The organism is Thermoanaerobacterium sp. PSU-2 (assembly GCF_002102475.1).
Classification (GTDB): Bacteria; Bacillota; Thermoanaerobacteria; order Thermoanaerobacterales; family Thermoanaerobacteraceae; genus Thermoanaerobacterium.
Map to the genome: position 1 here is coordinate 22,907 of NZ_MSQD01000004.1, position 16,244 is coordinate 39,150.

Annotated in this window: 16 protein-coding genes; 4 read left to right on the forward strand and 12 right to left on the reverse strand. The window is 35.7% G+C overall.

The window, feature by feature from the left end; translation table 11 throughout:
- Window position 1: 1 nt before the first annotated feature.
- Together BVF91_RS04260 and BVF91_RS04265 are read left to right on the forward strand one after the other, a co-directional pair.
- On the forward strand, window positions 2-925 hold the full coding sequence (locus tag BVF91_RS04260; RefSeq protein WP_085112248.1) for an ATP-dependent DNA ligase: 924 nt from the start codon (window positions 2-4) through the stop codon (window positions 923-925).
- Window positions 926-992: 67 nt separating this feature from the next.
- Entirely contained in the window at window positions 993-2,654 is a 1,662-nt protein-coding gene (locus BVF91_RS04265) for a peptidoglycan D,D-transpeptidase FtsI family protein (protein ID WP_085112249.1), read from the forward strand.
- Window positions 2,655-2,680: 26 nt separating this feature from the next.
- Here the strand turns inward: BVF91_RS04265 and BVF91_RS04270 are convergent, their stop codons facing one another.
- Together BVF91_RS04270 and BVF91_RS04275 are read right to left on the reverse strand one after the other, a co-directional pair.
- Window positions 2,681-3,049: a NusG domain II-containing protein gene (locus BVF91_RS04270; protein WP_085112250.1), complete on the reverse strand. Its 369-nt coding sequence runs from the start codon at window positions 3,047-3,049 to the stop codon at window positions 2,681-2,683.
- Entirely contained in the window at window positions 3,036-4,085 is a 1,050-nt protein-coding gene (locus tag BVF91_RS04275; protein WP_085112373.1) for an FAD:protein FMN transferase, read from the reverse strand. Before BVF91_RS04275 ends, BVF91_RS04270 begins: the two co-directional genes overlap by 14 nt.
- A gap of 164 nt (window positions 4,086-4,249) precedes the next feature.
- Between BVF91_RS04275 and BVF91_RS04280 the strand changes: the two genes are divergently transcribed.
- Window positions 4,250-4,960, forward strand: coding sequence for a polysaccharide deacetylase family protein (locus tag BVF91_RS04280; protein ID WP_085112251.1), 711 nt, complete (start codon window positions 4,250-4,252; stop codon window positions 4,958-4,960).
- 14 nt (window positions 4,961-4,974) lie between these two features.
- The gene (locus tag BVF91_RS04285; RefSeq protein ID WP_085112252.1) at window positions 4,975-5,520 is read left to right on the forward strand and encodes a YkoP family protein; all 546 of its coding nucleotides are present in this window, start codon (window positions 4,975-4,977) and stop codon (window positions 5,518-5,520) included.
- On the opposite strand, the gene BVF91_RS04290 is transcribed toward BVF91_RS04285, so the two are convergent.
- The 10 genes from BVF91_RS04290 to BVF91_RS04335 form a co-directional block, all read right to left on the reverse strand.
- A complete protein-coding gene (locus tag BVF91_RS04290; RefSeq protein ID WP_085112253.1) occupies window positions 5,517-6,800 on the reverse strand; it encodes an ABC transporter substrate-binding protein in 1,284 nt (427 codons plus the stop codon). The two genes, BVF91_RS04285 and BVF91_RS04290, sit on opposite strands and share 4 nt — an antisense overlap.
- 46 nt (window positions 6,801-6,846) lie before the next feature.
- Window positions 6,847-7,482, reverse strand: coding sequence for a ferritin family protein (locus BVF91_RS04295; protein WP_085112254.1), 636 nt, complete (start codon window positions 7,480-7,482; stop codon window positions 6,847-6,849).
- 78 nt (window positions 7,483-7,560) lie between these two features.
- Complete coding sequence (locus tag BVF91_RS04300; protein ID WP_085112255.1) at window positions 7,561-8,286, reverse strand: YesL family protein; 726 nt, start codon at window positions 8,284-8,286, stop codon at window positions 7,561-7,563.
- 84 nt (window positions 8,287-8,370) lie between these two features.
- A complete protein-coding gene (locus BVF91_RS04305) occupies window positions 8,371-9,561 on the reverse strand; it encodes an ROK family transcriptional regulator (protein WP_085112256.1) in 1,191 nt (396 codons plus the stop codon).
- A gap of 11 nt (window positions 9,562-9,572) precedes the next feature.
- The gene (gene galE, locus BVF91_RS04310) at window positions 9,573-10,562 is read right to left on the reverse strand and encodes a UDP-glucose 4-epimerase GalE (RefSeq protein ID WP_085112257.1); all 990 of its coding nucleotides are present in this window, start codon (window positions 10,560-10,562) and stop codon (window positions 9,573-9,575) included.
- Between the two features lie 17 nt (window positions 10,563-10,579).
- Window positions 10,580-11,737 carry a galactokinase gene (locus tag BVF91_RS04315; RefSeq protein WP_085112258.1) on the reverse strand — a complete coding sequence of 386 codons (1,158 nt, stop codon included), beginning with the start codon at window positions 11,735-11,737 and terminating at the stop codon, window positions 10,580-10,582.
- A gap of 17 nt (window positions 11,738-11,754) precedes the next feature.
- Window positions 11,755-13,314, reverse strand: a complete 1,560-nt coding sequence (gene galT, locus BVF91_RS04320) for a UDP-glucose--hexose-1-phosphate uridylyltransferase (protein WP_085112374.1) — start codon at window positions 13,312-13,314, stop codon at window positions 11,755-11,757.
- 126 nt (window positions 13,315-13,440) lie between these two features.
- Window positions 13,441-13,800, reverse strand: coding sequence for a hypothetical protein (locus BVF91_RS04325; RefSeq protein ID WP_085112259.1), 360 nt, complete (start codon window positions 13,798-13,800; stop codon window positions 13,441-13,443).
- Between the two features lie 65 nt (window positions 13,801-13,865).
- Entirely contained in the window at window positions 13,866-14,093 is a 228-nt protein-coding gene (locus BVF91_RS04330; protein ID WP_085112260.1) for a hypothetical protein, read from the reverse strand.
- Window positions 14,035-16,230 (reverse strand): heavy metal translocating P-type ATPase, encoded by a 2,196-nt coding sequence (locus BVF91_RS04335; RefSeq protein WP_168170181.1) that lies wholly within the window; start codon window positions 16,228-16,230, stop codon window positions 14,035-14,037. The genes BVF91_RS04330 and BVF91_RS04335 overlap by 59 nt, the downstream gene beginning before the upstream one ends.
- Window positions 16,231-16,244: the final 14 nt, after the last annotated feature.

Below are 16,244 nucleotides of genomic sequence, written 5' to 3' on the forward strand. Positions count from 1 at the left end.
GATGTCCCTGATGGATGAAAAAATCCCTCCTATGCTGGCTGTATCAGGAAATGTATTTGACGATCCAAATTGGGTATATGAAATCAAATGGGATGGTTCAAGGACAATAGCATTTCTTTCATCTTATACAAAACTTCAAGACCGAAGGCTTGTAGATATAAGCCACCTATTCCCAGAACTTATAGATGTAAATAAATGTCTAAAATCAAATGAAGCCATACTTGACGGCGAACTAATCGTTATAAAAGACAATAAACCAAGCTACAGAAACATAATGATGCGAAAACACCAGCAAAACAAACTAAAAATCGAACTTTTAAGTAAATCCAATCCCGCAATATTTATAACATGGGATGTAATATATGTTGATGGAAAAGAACTATTAAACTACCCACTTATTAAGCGCAAAGAAATCTTAAGTAAAATCGTCAGTGAAAGCAATCTAATAAGGATATCTGATTATATTTTTGAACACGGCAAAACTTTATTTGCGGAAACTGGTAAAAAACAACTGGAAGGAGTAATGGCTAAAAAGGCAGACTCAAAATATTACTTAGGAAAAAGAAGTAATCTATGGCAAAAATTCAAACATCACATAGTACTAAACGCTGTAATATTGGGTTATAAGGTAGATAAAACGGCGTTAGTCTTGGGCCTTTACAACGATGATGACAAACTTGTGCACATTGGAAATGTAGAATCTGGAATATCGCAAAAAGAATTATCATCGTTCTTAGAGGTTGCCAATGATCTGAAGGTCAACCCTGAATTTTACGGTCTTGCCATTAACAATGTTCAATGGATAATGCCTTTTATTGTATGTAAGGTTAAATTCATGGAATGGTCAGAAAATTTCAAAATGAGAGCGCCATCTTTCTTAGAATTTGCTTTAGATGTAAAACCCATCGAATGCAGATTCATGTAAACTAATTGAAATGTGCACATTATTGATTTAAAATAAAATTATAAACGTACAAGGGGGATACTTTCAATTGGCATCAATAAACAAAAAGCGCATTTTGCTGGTACTAATTACATTTTTATTTTTAATCGCATGTCTTGTAGCACGATTAATATGGCTACAGATTGTAATGGCTCCAAAATATTCACTGGCCGTCAAAAATCAAACCACATCCAAGATAGTACTAAAGCCAGAAAGAGGAATTATTTACGATGCAAATGGAAATATCCTGGCCACTAATGTAAGCGGCGGCGATGTATATGCTGCGCCTAAAAATATAACACACCCAGATGCAGTCGCAGACAAATTGTACAGCTTATTAGGCATGAAAAAAGATTCACTGTATAAGCTTCTAAGCAATAAAAATTCTGAGTGGACTGTCCTTAAAAAAAATGTCTCACTGGACAATGTAAACAAGATAAAAAAGTTAAACCTTGCAGGCATATACGTAGAAGATACCAGCATTAGAAGCTATCCTGACGGCAGTCTATTGTCACAGACATTAGGATTCACTGGTGTAGACGGAAATGGTCTATACGGTTTAGAATACTCATTTGATAAATATTTAAAAGGAACATCAGGATTAGAAGTAGCTACAACTGACGAAGTAGGTCATGTAATAGGACTTCCCGAAAAGTTGTACGAACCAGAAAAAGGCGATGACTTAGTCCTTACTGTCGACTCAGTGATTCAGGGATATGCAGAAACGGCCATAGAAAAAGCTTATGAAACTTACAGTCCAGCTAACGGCATTTCAGCAATCGTGATGAATCCGAAGACGGGCGATATCTTAGCCATGGCAAATATTCCTGATTTTGATCCAAACGAGCCAAATAAGGTCAGCTCCATCGACACATGGTCAAATCCTGCTGTGTCTTATCTGTACGAACCAGGATCAGTATTTAAAGTAGTAACAGCATCTGCTGCATTAGAAGAATCTTTAGTCACGCCAAATGAGCAATTTTACGATCCAGGTTACTACATAGTATCAGGCCACAGGATAAATAGCTGGACAAAATTAGGAAATATCGATTTTTCACAAGCAGTTGCAATGTCCAGCGATACAGTATTCATGAAGATAATCGTAGAACGGCTTAAATTAAATACATTGTACAAGTACATAAACGCCTTTGGATTTGGAAGCCCAACCGGAATACAGCTTCCTGGGGAAGCGTCTGGCATGATAATACCAGAGAAAAACGTTCATCCTGTAGACCTTGCATCCATGTCTTTTGGACAAGGCATAGCAGTAACACCACTTCAAATGATAGATGCTTTTTCAGCAACTATAAATGGTGGATACTTGATGAAGCCAAATATAGTAAAAGAAATAAAATCAGGTGATAAAGTCATAAAAGAATTTAAACCTCAAGTCATAAGGCAAGTTATATCGCAGGACACGTCAAACACAATGAAAGAACTGCTTAAAAAAGTCGTCGATGAGGGTACAGGAACAGCATGTCAAATACCTGGCTTTACTGTAGGAGGAAAATCAGGCACAACTGAAAATTACTCACCCGGTAAATACACAGCATCTTTCGCTGCATTTGCACCTGTGGACAACCCTCAAGTAGCCGTCTTAGTAGTCATAAGAAATCCTACTAAAAATGGCCATATGGGTGGCGAAATTGCAGCACCTGTTGTAAAAGACATACTCTCAAACACATTAAGATATCTAATGATAAAAAAATAGCCGTACATCTTAAAGTGTGCGGCTATTTAATATACTACGTCGTCTACTTCTCCTTTTTTGCCACCTGTAACTCTCACCACTACTCTATTAGGGAGACATACTATCTGCTGGCCTTCTTTTTCTATCCAGCCTGTTTTGACACATATCTGATCTGGACAATTGGCTTCTTCCATTCTTACCTTACCATCTTTTATCTCAACCACATTTAAATGCTGGCCATTGTGAATTGTCACTGTTTTATCAACATTTAAAGGCAATTCTTGGTACTTAGAACCATTTACTTCAATTACAACATCTGTGCCAGTTCTTGATAGCGCCTTGTCATAAGTAAAATAGGCAGAAGCAAAAGAAATAATCAAAAGCACTCCTATTAAAATCTTATCACCTATTTTCATACAGCTTAAACCTCGAATCTGTTATCTTTAATTTACCTTTAAGTCCTGATGTTGCATATACCTTATAGTCCGGTGTAACAAAAATCGCATCAACACCAGGCATGCTCTCTATCAATTTCATCCCTTTATCAACACCTAAAATAAAGGTGATTGTAGATAACGCATCAGCATCAATAGATTTAATATTAGTAGAAACTATTGTTGTACTGACGACGCCGCTTTCTGCAGGATACCCTGTAAAAGGATTTAATATGTGATGGTATCTTTTTCCGTTTTGAATAAAATATCTTTCATAATTGCCAGATGTGTCAATAAGCATATCTTTGCCTGAAACAATGGCGAAATACGTACCTTTATCTCCAAAAGGATTCTGTATGCCTATATTCCAATTGGAGCCATCTGGCTTTGAACCATAAAGGTATACGCTGCTGCCGCCTAAATTTATAAGCGCGTGCTTTACACCATTTTCTTTCATGATATTTTCCAGTTCATCAGCAGCAAAGCCTTTAGCAATTCCTCCCAAATCGATTGCCATGCCTTTTCTGCTTAATTTAACTTCATCGTTCTTTTCGTCCAGCAAGACGTCTTTGTAGTTTATGTATTTCATGGCATCCTTAATTTGGCTTTCCGTCGGAACATGGGCATGATCAGTGCCGATACCCCATAAATTCACCAACGGAGCGATAGTTATATCGAAATATCCACCACTTATTTTGCTGTACTTTAAAGCCGTCTTTATGACGTAAAATGTCTCTGGATTTACTTTCACATACTTTACACCAGCATTGTCGTTTATCTTTTGTATGTCGCTACCGCTTTTCTGGCTGCTCATAAGGTTGTCGATTTCTTTCAATTTGTTCATGGACTCGTCAACTGCTTTTTTGGCATTTCTGCCGTATGCAGTAACTTGCATGACAGTATCCATCATAAAATCAGTACGTGTATACTGTTGATCGTTGTTGCCACACCCTACAACGGATACAGAGATAAGCATTGTCACAATAATTGCTACAAATTTTTTTATAAAATGATTCATCATCTAAACAATCCTCTCAATTAAGTTAAATTCGCCTCTTTTATTATAAATTTTTTTTCTAAATTCTTCAAGCAAAATAGCATTAGCATTCATTTCAAGCTCTATAAACTTGTAAGATTCATTTTTTACGTATATAATCTTATTGTAAGGGGGAAATTAGCGGAATGATAAAATTCATGATAAAAATTTACATACTTTACTTAGTCTTAGTAGCACTGCTTCCTACCATGCTGGGCCGTATTTTCCACTATAATGTCATATATACAAGCAGAAAAAAGAAAGTGCCATGGATAGCGATTACTTTTGATGACGGCCCAGATCCCGAATACACGCCTACACTTTTGTCCCTTCTGGATAAATACAATGTTAAAGCGTGCTTTTTTTTGTTGGCAGACAAAGTTGAGAAGTATCCAGATTTAGCCAAAGAAATCGTAAATAGAGGTCATGAGATAGGCATACACGGTTATAAGCATCACATAAACTGGTTTTTAGGACCTATTGCTACGTACAAGGAATTATTAAAATCGGTTGAAATTATCTCTCAGATTACCGGAAAGTATCCTTCATATTATAGGCCTCCATGGGGATTGTTTACAACTTTTATCTACCGGTACTCAAAAAAATTAGGCATCAAAATAATTTTATGGAGTTACATGAGCTGGGATTGGAAAGTAAAAGACCCAAATCTGATAGTAAATCGCGTATTAAACAAAGTAAAGGGCGGAAACATTTTAATATTTCACGACAGCAGCGACAACATAGGGTCAGACAAAGAAGCTCCTGAGACAATGCTTATAGCTCTTGATAAGATAATAAGTGGAATAAAAGAGAAGAACTTAGAGATTGTAGACATAAATAAATTTATCTTTTCGTAAACGGGGTAATCATTATGAAGAAGATTTTTATGTACATTTGGTCTTTGTGGGAACTTGTATTTGCAAAATTAAATAATATCCATACAGTAGGTGGAGACGACTCTGAAATAAGAATCGCATTAAAAAAATACAGAGGTAAGAGGATCGTGCTGAAAGATGGCACAGTTTTAGATAGAGGCGATAAATTTGCTGAGCTTCACTTAAACAATAAAGTCCTTACAGAAATAACCTCCAGCAGCAATTCACCTATTGCTATTGGCATCATAGCACTAAAAAGGTTTAAAAAATCTTTAAAAGCATTAAAAGCTTACATCAATGAAAATCATGATTTCGAAGATGTAAATGTATTTATGGGATACACACTTTTCAATCAAGGTGTGGAAATGCTTGGCTTTGAAGTAATGGACATGAAATCACCTCTTGAAAGATTCATAATAACCCATTATGAAAGCTTTCTTTTGGGCATATTTCACCCTGAAGGATTTAAGCGGCTTCGTAACAATAAATTCACGGCAAAGATGGTTTTGATTACGAAAAAGACGATAAACAGCCGCTACTAATTTAATGCTTTTTGGATTTTTTCTAAAATCATTTTCTCGCTTTCTTTATTTTTTAATCCATCTATTAATGCTTTATTAAACATGATATTTTTGTCATGCCAATTCTTCGGTATATTATCAGTGTATTTCACTGCCATGTCAATTTTTTTCATAATTTCGTCGGTTATAGGTACATCCTTTATGACTGGTATAAACCCTATTTTCTCTACGCTTTCTTGAGAATCTGCAATAAATTTTACAAATTTAAACGCCATATCCAATTTCTTTTTGTCGCTCTGCTTTGTGATGCCGTAACCGTAAATTTTTGGAGATATTGTGATAGGCACATCGCCATCTCCTTCTGGATACAACGCAATATCAAACTGAAAAAGTTTATTCTTATTTTCAAGATATTTGAGGTATTGGACTTTGTAACTTTCATCGACCAAGACAGCGCTTTCTTTATTGACTGTAAAACTATCCCACACTTTGCTGTAATCACCACCAAAAGACACAGGATCTATCGCACTTTTTGCGTACAATTCTATCAATTTTTTAATGCCAGACTCCGCCTGCAGCCCCTTAAAGGAAACTATCCCTTTATCGTTGATTATATTTAAACCGTCTGCCATCAAAAACCCCCAAAGATTATAGCTTCTTTCCATATACATAGTTATTCCATAGAAATCCTTTTTTTCTTTTTTGCCTTCTTGATATGTAAGCTTAGCCATATCATCTAGAAACTCTTCGTAGCTCCACTCTCCATTTTGAGGAACTTCCACTTCTTTTTTGCTGAACAAATCGCTGTTTATGTAAAGGACACTTGTGTACATCCCTAAAGGAATGCCATAAACACTATTATTATACATAAATCCATTGAGGACATCTTCTTTTAATGAATTCTTATAACTTTTACCAAAAAATTTGTCAAGTGGCTCTAATTTATCATTGTAAATAAATGGACTGTCTGAAGTTATAGGGATTATATCAGGTTTATCCGTGCCAATTATATCATTGACATCATAATAAAAATTTCCATTTCTAATTGGCTCAAATTCAATTATAACCCCTGGATGCAAATATTCGAAATCCTGTATCTTTTTCTTTATAAAATTAAAACCAATAGGATCATCAGTTGACCAATGGGGAAAATCGCAAAATGTAATTATCCCCCTGTAATCTTCATCATCTGTCTGTGTAAAGTTTATTTTGCCTGTTTCATACAAGTACATGTAATATGGCCATGTGACTAAAAAAACAACAATCAATAAAATTAAAAAAAGAGCAAAAGGCTTTTTCATAAGATTCACCTCTTACTCTATCTATATTCACATTAAACATTCCATATCACTCTTTATTTTTACTAAGTTCACTTATTTCTTTTTCTAATGCATCCATCCTGGCTTTTAAATCTTGTGCTTCTTTTAAGGCTGCATCCCTTTGATTCTGCAGCTCTTCTATGATGCTTTTTGCAATCTCATCGCTATCACTTCTCATTTTTGACAACTGCTCGTCTTTGTATTTTACAGCATCTTTTGCTATGCCATCGATGTTCTGTTTCGCTGCATCTGCTAAATTCTTCATCTTTTCAGACAATGTCATTGCACCAGAGACAGCACCAACAGCTACTGGCTTCAAAGCCCTTTTTATATTTGGACCTATAGATGCAAGTATAAAAGCAGCACTTATCCCCAATAAAAAACCTTTTGTAGTATTTGTACCCATAAAATTGCCTAATATTTTAAATCTCATCGATACATTGTCTTGCCATGTAAGCTCATTGTTGCGAGTCTTACCAAAAAAATCATAAGCTCTCTTAAAGCTGTTTTGATGTGATTTCTCATCAGACAAGATTTTCTTAAAGATATTTCTCACGTAAGGATTGCGAATCTTGTCTAAATCAGCCATGTACTGTTCAATCGCCAGCGATTCACTGCTTATGCCATCTGATAAAACTTTCATTAAGCTTTCCTTATTTTCCATATATATTTTGCTCCTTCCATAACGTGTAATATAAGCTAACGTTAGTTATATTATCCATTATGGAATATTTTATGCGTCCTACTGATCTTCAGGTTCATCTTCCATTTTTTTGTTTTCTTGGTTGACTCTGCTGTCAATGTACTTCTCAAACACACCTCTATCATATACGTTTATGGCAAGCCCAACTAAGCTAAATCCGATGACAATAAGCGGAATGAACGCAAATAAAATGCAAAGTCCAAACAATAATAAGCTTAATAGCACTATGCCTATCGTCTGAGGCAACTTTATGATTGAAAATATCAAAGCATTTTTATATATATGCTTTATCTTTAAATCATACGTAACCATCAAAGGATAAATATACACATTCATGAGAACAAGTATAAAGCCAATAAATATGGTAATATAGCTGCCCGCAATTTTTATAAAGCCTGTACTGTATGAAGAATAAATTTTGTAATTATTGATTAATATAAAAGCTGCTAAAGCGTTTATCAACGTAATTATAAAGCTTTGCTTGAAATTCTTAACAAACCCGTCTTTGAAATCATTCCAAAGCCATACATTTCTATTAAGTGCATGATTCCTAAGCACATTATTGAATCCAGCCAAAGCAGGTCCTATCGTCACGATAGGTATGCACGACACAATCAATAAAAGATTAAGGCTTATAAGTTGCCAGAAGTTGTTTTTTAAAATATCAAGAAACAAAGACATACCCTTCTTAGGAATATCATCAGCCTTTAAATCAGGTCTATGTGGATCGCCATAGTACATTCTATTAAAAAAATTTCCAAACATCGTTTACCTCTCCTATATCAGTCTATAATTCAATTATAAATGGTATGCTGAGAATTTTCAATGACAAAAAAATATTAGATAGCATTACAAAATACTATCTAATATTATATTTGATATACCCATCAAGGCTGTATTATAATCTGGATTTGAAAAGGCAATGCTGCAGGATGAATAATTTGCTTCAAAAGATCTCTTTTTAATAGTCTCCAATACAACGTCTTCTATAAACTTTCGACCTCTCACTATTCCACCTGATATGAGCACCAACTCTGGGCTAAAGACATTGACTATATTCGCAATGCCTATGCCTAAGTAAATAGCGATTTTGTTTAACTCAGATAAAGCAACTTCATCCCCTTCTTCCGCGGCTTTGTACACAAATCTGGTTGTTATATTTTCCAAGTCTCCGTTGACGTATTCAGACACAAGAGAATAAGATCCCTCTTTTATTCTTTTTACCACATTGTTTACCAATGCTTTCTCAGATGCCAAAGCTTCAAAACATCCGTAATTGCCGCAACTGCATTTAGGACCGGCAACGTCGATTGTAGTATGTCCTATCTCACCAGCCATGTCGTTAATTCCTCTGTATATTTTGCCATCCAATATTATTGTTGAACCTATTCCATGTCCTACTTTTAAAAACACAACATTGCCGACATTTTTAGCAATTCCGTTGTAGAATTCCCCTAAAGCCATGGCTCTGACGTCATTTTCAACAAACGTAGGAATCCCAAATTCTTTTTCTATCATGTCCTTTATAGGCACATTTCTCCACCCTATATTAGGAGAAAATACGGATATACCTTCGCTTGACTTTACAGGACCTCTAACTACTATGCCGATCCCAGCTATCTCTTTCTTTGAAATATCTTTTAAATGCCTTATTCTATCGAATAAAAGCTTGAATATGCTTTCCGAATCTTCCTTTTTTATGTTGTCAACTTTTGATTCTTTTATGGTAAGTTCAGCATCCAACAGGTACTCTTCCATTATATCTGTCCCGATTATTATAACGATTATATCAAAAGCTTCATTGTTTATCTTCAATATGACAGGCGGCCTTCCACCGCTGGATTCTCCTAATTTGTCTTCTTTCACAAGTCCGTCCTCTAAAAGCTTGTTTATGATATTCGTAACTGTAGGTGGCGTCAAATTCGTTATCTTTGCTATTTCAGACCTTGATACGTATTTGTTGTGACGTATCACATTCAATATGAGACTTTCATTCATGCCCTTTAATAATTTGTAACTTACTGGAATCAAATCTGCCAAAATTACCACCTCTATTTATCGCCAAATCCATAAGGATTTGATTTATGCCATTTCCACGCAGACTCTATAATCTCCTCAAGTGAATTGTGCTTAGGATTCCAGACTAACTCATTTATAATCTTTTCCGATGATGCTACCAATTTTGCAGGATCTCCCAGTCGCCTTGCGGCAATTTTCGCTGGTATAGGATGTCCGGTCACCTTTCTTGCTGTTTCAACCACTTCCTTGACTGTAAACCCTTCTCCATTTCCCAGGTTGTATATTGCACTACTGCTATCCCTTCTTAGCTTATCTAATGCCAAGATGTGGGCATCAGCAAGGTCTGTAACGTGTATATAATCTCTTACACAAGTACCATCTTTTGTGTCGTAGTCATCACCGTAGATTTCTATGAACTCTCTTTTTCCTAATGGCACTTGCAATATTAGCGGTATAAGATGTGTTTCAGGATTATGATCTTCTCCTATGACTCCACTTTCATCGGCGCCAGCCACATTAAAATACCTAAGCACAACATGCTTTATCCCATAAGCATTGTCACACCACTTTAGCATCTTTTCCACAGCCAATTTAGTTTCGCCATAAGGATTCGTAGGAAATGTCTTGTCATCTTCTTTTATCGGTATTCTTTCAGGCTCTCCATATGTGGCAGCAGTTGATGAAAAAACTATCTTCCTAACGCCGTATTTAACCATTTTTTTTAATAAGCACATCGTCCCATACACATTGTTTTCATAATAGTCCAGAGGTTTACCGACGCTTTCTCCCACCAGAGAAAATGCCGCAAAATCTATGACAGCTTCTATATCATTTTCTTCAAAAACTTTGTCCAAAAATTCTCTATCTCTAAGATCGCCAACGTAAAGCTTACCTCCAATTACCGCTTTTTCATGGCCTGTTATGAGATTGTCAACTACTATTACATCTTCTCCTCTTTTAAAAAGCTCATAGGCAGTATGACTGCCAATATATCCAGCGCCACCGCACACTAAAATAGACATACAATATATACCCCTTTCTATTTTATTTCTTTTGCTCCGTCTCCTACACCCGTCACATACATTGATGGCTCATAACCTATTCTTTCTTTGTATCCTTTCGTCACTTCTCTAATGAAGTCTTCTACAAATTCTTCTTTGACGATGCTGACGGTACATCCACCAAATCCTGCGCCTGTCATTCTTGAGCCTAAAACGTAATCTAATTTAAGCGCTTCATCGACTAAAGCATCCAATTCCTTGCCGGTAACTTCATAGTCATCCCTTAACGAATTGTGAGATTGTACCATCAGTTGACCAAACCTTTTAATGTCATTATTTTTTAACGCTTCAACAGCATCTAAAACTCTCTCATCTTCTGTCACAACGTGTCTTGCCCTCTTTACTAACACATCATCCGGTATCAAGTATTTGTACTTATCGAATTCTTCCAGTGTAACCTGCCCAAGATTGTCTACATCCAATTCTTTCTTAAGGTAGCTTAATGCAGCCTCACACTGACTCCTTCTCTCATTGTACTTAGAATCTTGAAGCCCCCTTCGCTTGTTTGTATTCGATATAACTATCCTATAGCCATCTAATTTAAGTGGAACATATTTATAATCAATTGTATCACATTTTAAAAATATAGCATAGTCAGCTTTGCCCATTCCTACAGCAAATTGATCCATTATACCGCAATTGACGCCGACAAAATTATTTTCAGCTTTTTGACACATTTTAACTAATTCAACTCTATCAATTCCCAAATTTAAAATTTCATTCATAGCCACACCAGTCACAAGTTCTATGGATGCAGAAGAAGAAAGCCCTGCTCCATTTGGTATGTTCCCTTCGTATAGCGCTTCAAACCCTCTTAGCTTATAACCTTCATCTTGCAAAACTTTTAATACACCTTTTGGATAATTTGCCCAATCATCTTTTTTATCATAGATTAATTCGTTTATGTCCACTTCGACTTTAAGATCGAAGTTTAGTGAAGAAAGGCGTACCTTTCCATCATCCCTCATTCTTATGGCCATAAACGTTCCAAAGTCAAGAGCGCATGGGAATACATATCCACCATTGTAATCTGTGTGCTCCCCTATTAAATTTACCCTGCCTGGCGAATAGAATAGCCTTACTCCTTCGTTACTGCCGTAGATTCTTTTAAATTCTTCCACAATTTTTGTTGCCATTTAATTCCTCTCCTTTATTAAATTTTTTTAAAATGTATGCTATCTAAAAACTTATCAAATGCCGCTTTCCCCTTCTCATCACGCTTAAATACGCCTGCATCCAGCAGCACTTTTAAGAAAATTTCACCTACCTCGTCTTTTACTATTACTTCTGCCTCTTCCCTCTTAAGATTCACACCATATTTATTTACAAGTTCATCAATCCATGGTACATGCTTAAAAAGCGGATCATCTGCAGAAATCTCTTTTTTGTCGTATTTTCTGTCACCTGATAATATCATTTCTATCTCATCAAGTTCTTTTTTTAGCCTTCCAGGAAGCACAGCAAGCCCCATAACTTCAATAAGCCCTATATTTTCCTTCTTTACATGGTGAAGTTCCTCATGTGGATGAAAAATACCATAAGGGTACTCATCAGTAGTGCGGTTGTTCCTCAAGACTAAATCCATCTCATACGCGCCATCACCATTTTTCCTCGCAATAGGTGTTATTGTATTATGTGGTACCTTCTCACTACCAACTGTGCTATAAGCTATTATATCAACAGATGGATCGCTGTAATTTCTCCACTCTCTTAAAATCATGGATGACGCCTTCAGCAATTCATCTCTGTTTTTGCTTGAAAGCCTTATTACTGATAGAGGCCACTTCAAGATTCCCACATCTACATCTTTAAACATTTCACTTTTATACCACTCTTCTACCTTTGCTTCCTCCATAGGAAATACATGGCGCCCACCTTGAAAGTGCTCATGGGATAAGATGGAGCCACCTACTATCGGTAAATCAGCATTAGAACCTATAAAATAGTGTGGAAACTGATCTATAAAATCCAATAACCTTATAAACGTCTTTTCTGATATCTGCATCGGCACATGCTTTTCGTAAAACAATATGCAATGCTCATTGTAGTAAACATAAGGCGAATACTGAAAATACCACTGCTCACCTGCAACACTTACTGGTATTACCCTGTGGTTTTGTCTTGCTGGATGATTTAGATTACCGCTAAAGCCTACATTTTCCAGGCACAAAAGGCATTTAGGATAGTTTGTCTCTTTTAATGCTTTAGCTGCCGCTATGTCTTTTGGATCCTTTTCAGGTTTTGAAAGGTTGATTGTAATCTCTAAACTGCCGTACTCTGTATCCGTCCTCCAGTATTTATTTTTTGCAATTCTATCCATCCGTATATAATATGAATCCTTTGATAAGCTGTAAAAATAGTCTGTGGCTTTTTCAATACCCCATGATCTTTTCATGTCATTAAACTTTCTTATGACTTCAGACTGTCTCGGCATCAACAAACCCATAATCCTCGTATCAAAAAGATCTCTATTTGTAATCGTATTTTCCTTAAAAAAACCTTTTTCGTATGCATAATCTAAAAGAGAATCGAGAATATCGTGTGGATCATCTAAATCTACATCATCTACAATGCCATTGTATGGCTCCTGTATCTCAAACAAATCCATCAATGAATTGCGACATTGGATATAATCTGTGCCTTCTATCATGCCATGCTTCAAAGCATACAAAAGCAGTTCTTCAATTTTTAGTGAAGCGGTAGTAACATCCATTTCACACATTCCTTTCATATTCATTGTCATCTTAATAACATGATACTACATTCTTCAACTTTTTTCAATATTTTAATAAAGTTAATTTACACTAAAAAAAGCCCAACGTTTAGTTGGGTTTTTTAATCATTCAGCAGTTTTTAATCTGCTTAATTCACTTTCTAACATCTCTATCCTGTTTTTAAGCTCATTTACTTCTTTTATAGCCTTTTCTCTCTCTTCTTCTAAGCTGTCTATTTCACTTTGATACAAGTTTTCACCTTCAACGCCGTTTCTCTCATTGTCGTTAAACATTTTTGCTATTCTATCCTTGCCTTTATTGATTACTGAAGATGCCTTATCAGCCATATCATAAGTGCTTTTTACGCCATTTATTAGAACTGGCTTCACTTTCTCTTTTGCTTTTGGAAATAAAATATAACTTAATGCAGCAACACCAATTCCCCAGAAAAAGCTTCTACTTCCTAAAGTTTTAGCGATACCCATTGAAGTTTCCTCCCTTCATAGGTTCTTCTATTATTTTATCCCGAAAAAAATATATTATTAAATCGCTATTTTCCAAAAATGAGTGCCCTTGCAATCGATTTGTACAATTCTTTAGCCTGATGTTTTTCGCTCATCTTTACCGCATACTGTAAAAAATCGTTAATTGTTTTTTGCCATAATTTTACAATTTCGTTTTTAGTTGATTTATCCTTTGCATACTCCGCAAAAGATATGTCAACCGTCTGTCTTAAAACTTTCGAAGCTTCTTCGAATCTCTTTTTCATTTCTTCCATCAGAAATAATCCTCCTTGATGAATATTTATAGACTTTAAGCGAATTCGCCAGCACGATCATCTGATTCATGCTGTGTAACATTGCTGCCGTAAATGGACTCACCTTGCCAAAAAGCGTCATTACGTATTCTATATAGCTCATCATTGATGCTATAACATGATTTTGATTTATTACTTCTTTTGAATACCTTGATAGTTCTATCAAATACGGTATTTTTAAAGGATTTTCGTCGATTACCGCTACATCAAGCACTTTTAATATTTTTTTACTTATGGGCCTTCCTAAGATAATTCCAACATCGGCGCTTTTCATCGCCTTCACATCATTTAGCCCATCGCCGACCATTACGACAGTTTTACCATCGTCTTTTTGCCTTTTTACAAAATTCTTTTTCTCATCAGGCGAAACACTGCTAAACGCATTTGCTATGCCTAACTCATAAGCAACTCTATCTGTAGGCTCCTTATCATCGCCTGATAAAATATAAATGCTATCGTCGTTAAAGCCTAACGATCGAGCAAGTTCTACTGCAGCTTTGCTTTTCTTTTTAAGCACGTCTTTCATTCCGATGACTCCAATAGCATTCCCATCAACAGCAACGTATATCACACCTCTATTTAGGTTTTTTAAAACATTGCTGAGATCATCTACATCATGTAAGTCAATATTGTTTATCTCCATAAATCTCTCATTGCCAACACACAATTGTTTCCCATCTACACAAGCAAAAGCACCCATGCTTTTGACTTCTTTGCCATGAGAAAAATCCTCTACTTTTATTCCCATATCGTCCGCTTTTTTAATTATAGACAATGCTACAGGATGTACGACACCGTATTCTGCAGACGCAGCTATCTTTAATATATGATTCTTGTCAGTATTTGATGACGGCAAAATTTCGCTTACAATAGGCCTACCTTCCGTAAGAGTTCCCGTCTTGTCAAAAATCAGCACGTCAGCTTTTGACATATTTTCGATTGCAGAAGAACTTTTTATCAAAATACCTCTTTTTGCCGCATTTTTGACAGCCATACCATAGACACCAGTAGAACCGTGTGCAAAAGTACATGGACATAAAACAAGCATTGATGATATTCCCTTCAATATATCCTTTGTATAAAGTGACACAAGACCTGTAATGATAAAAGATAGCGGTATAATTTTGTTAATATATACATCAGCAGTATTTGTAATATACTTCTCCTTTGATTCCAATTCCACAATCTTGTACAGATCTTCTATGCTTTCATTTGCCTCAATGTCAGTTATTCTGGCCTTTACTTCTCCATCAACAATCAAAGACGATTCTATTATTTTATCGCCTTTTTGCTTTTGGACGTACTTTACTTTTCCTCGTATATACTTTTCATCTACAATTGCACTGCCTTCAACTATTTCGCATTCATACGGCGCCACATCACCTTTTTTAAGCGAAATCACATCGCCTTCATTAAGCTCCTCTACAGGCACTTCTATTTCTTTACCTTCTAATGCCATCCATACTTTCCCCGGTTTTAACTTAAGAAAGCTTTCAAGTGCTTTTTTATTATAGTGTATGTTTAACGAGTGAATAAGGACACTCAAATTGACGAGAAAAATTACCACAAGCCCTAATATACTTTCTCTTATAAAAAGCATTATGGTAGTGGCAATTGTTATCATCAAATCGCCATTTATTTTGTGTTCTTTAAACAGTGTATTTATGCCGCTTCTAAATATTGGATATCCAGCCACAATCGACACAATTGATGACATGCTTAATAACCCATAATGACCGCTTAACGGCGATTTACCAGCGAATATGCGCTTTAATGCGGTGTAAATCGTAGCAGCCAATGGCATAACTACCATCACAAATTGAGTCTTAAGCGGCAGATCTTCTGGCTCATACGGCTTTACATTGTCATCTACATCATCTTTAAAAATCGCATTTATGATTTCTCTTTTTATTTCTTCTATTTTCTTACCTTCGTATTTGACAAGTACTTTTCCAGTAACACTGTTGGCACTTATATATTTGATCCCTTTAGAGCTTTTTAAATAATGATTAATCTTCTTCTCAATGACTTTGTCTTTGTAAAGTGCATCAAAGCTTAATCGTGCTAATCCAGGCAGCGAAAAAATCTCTCTTATCATGTCAAATCCTCCAA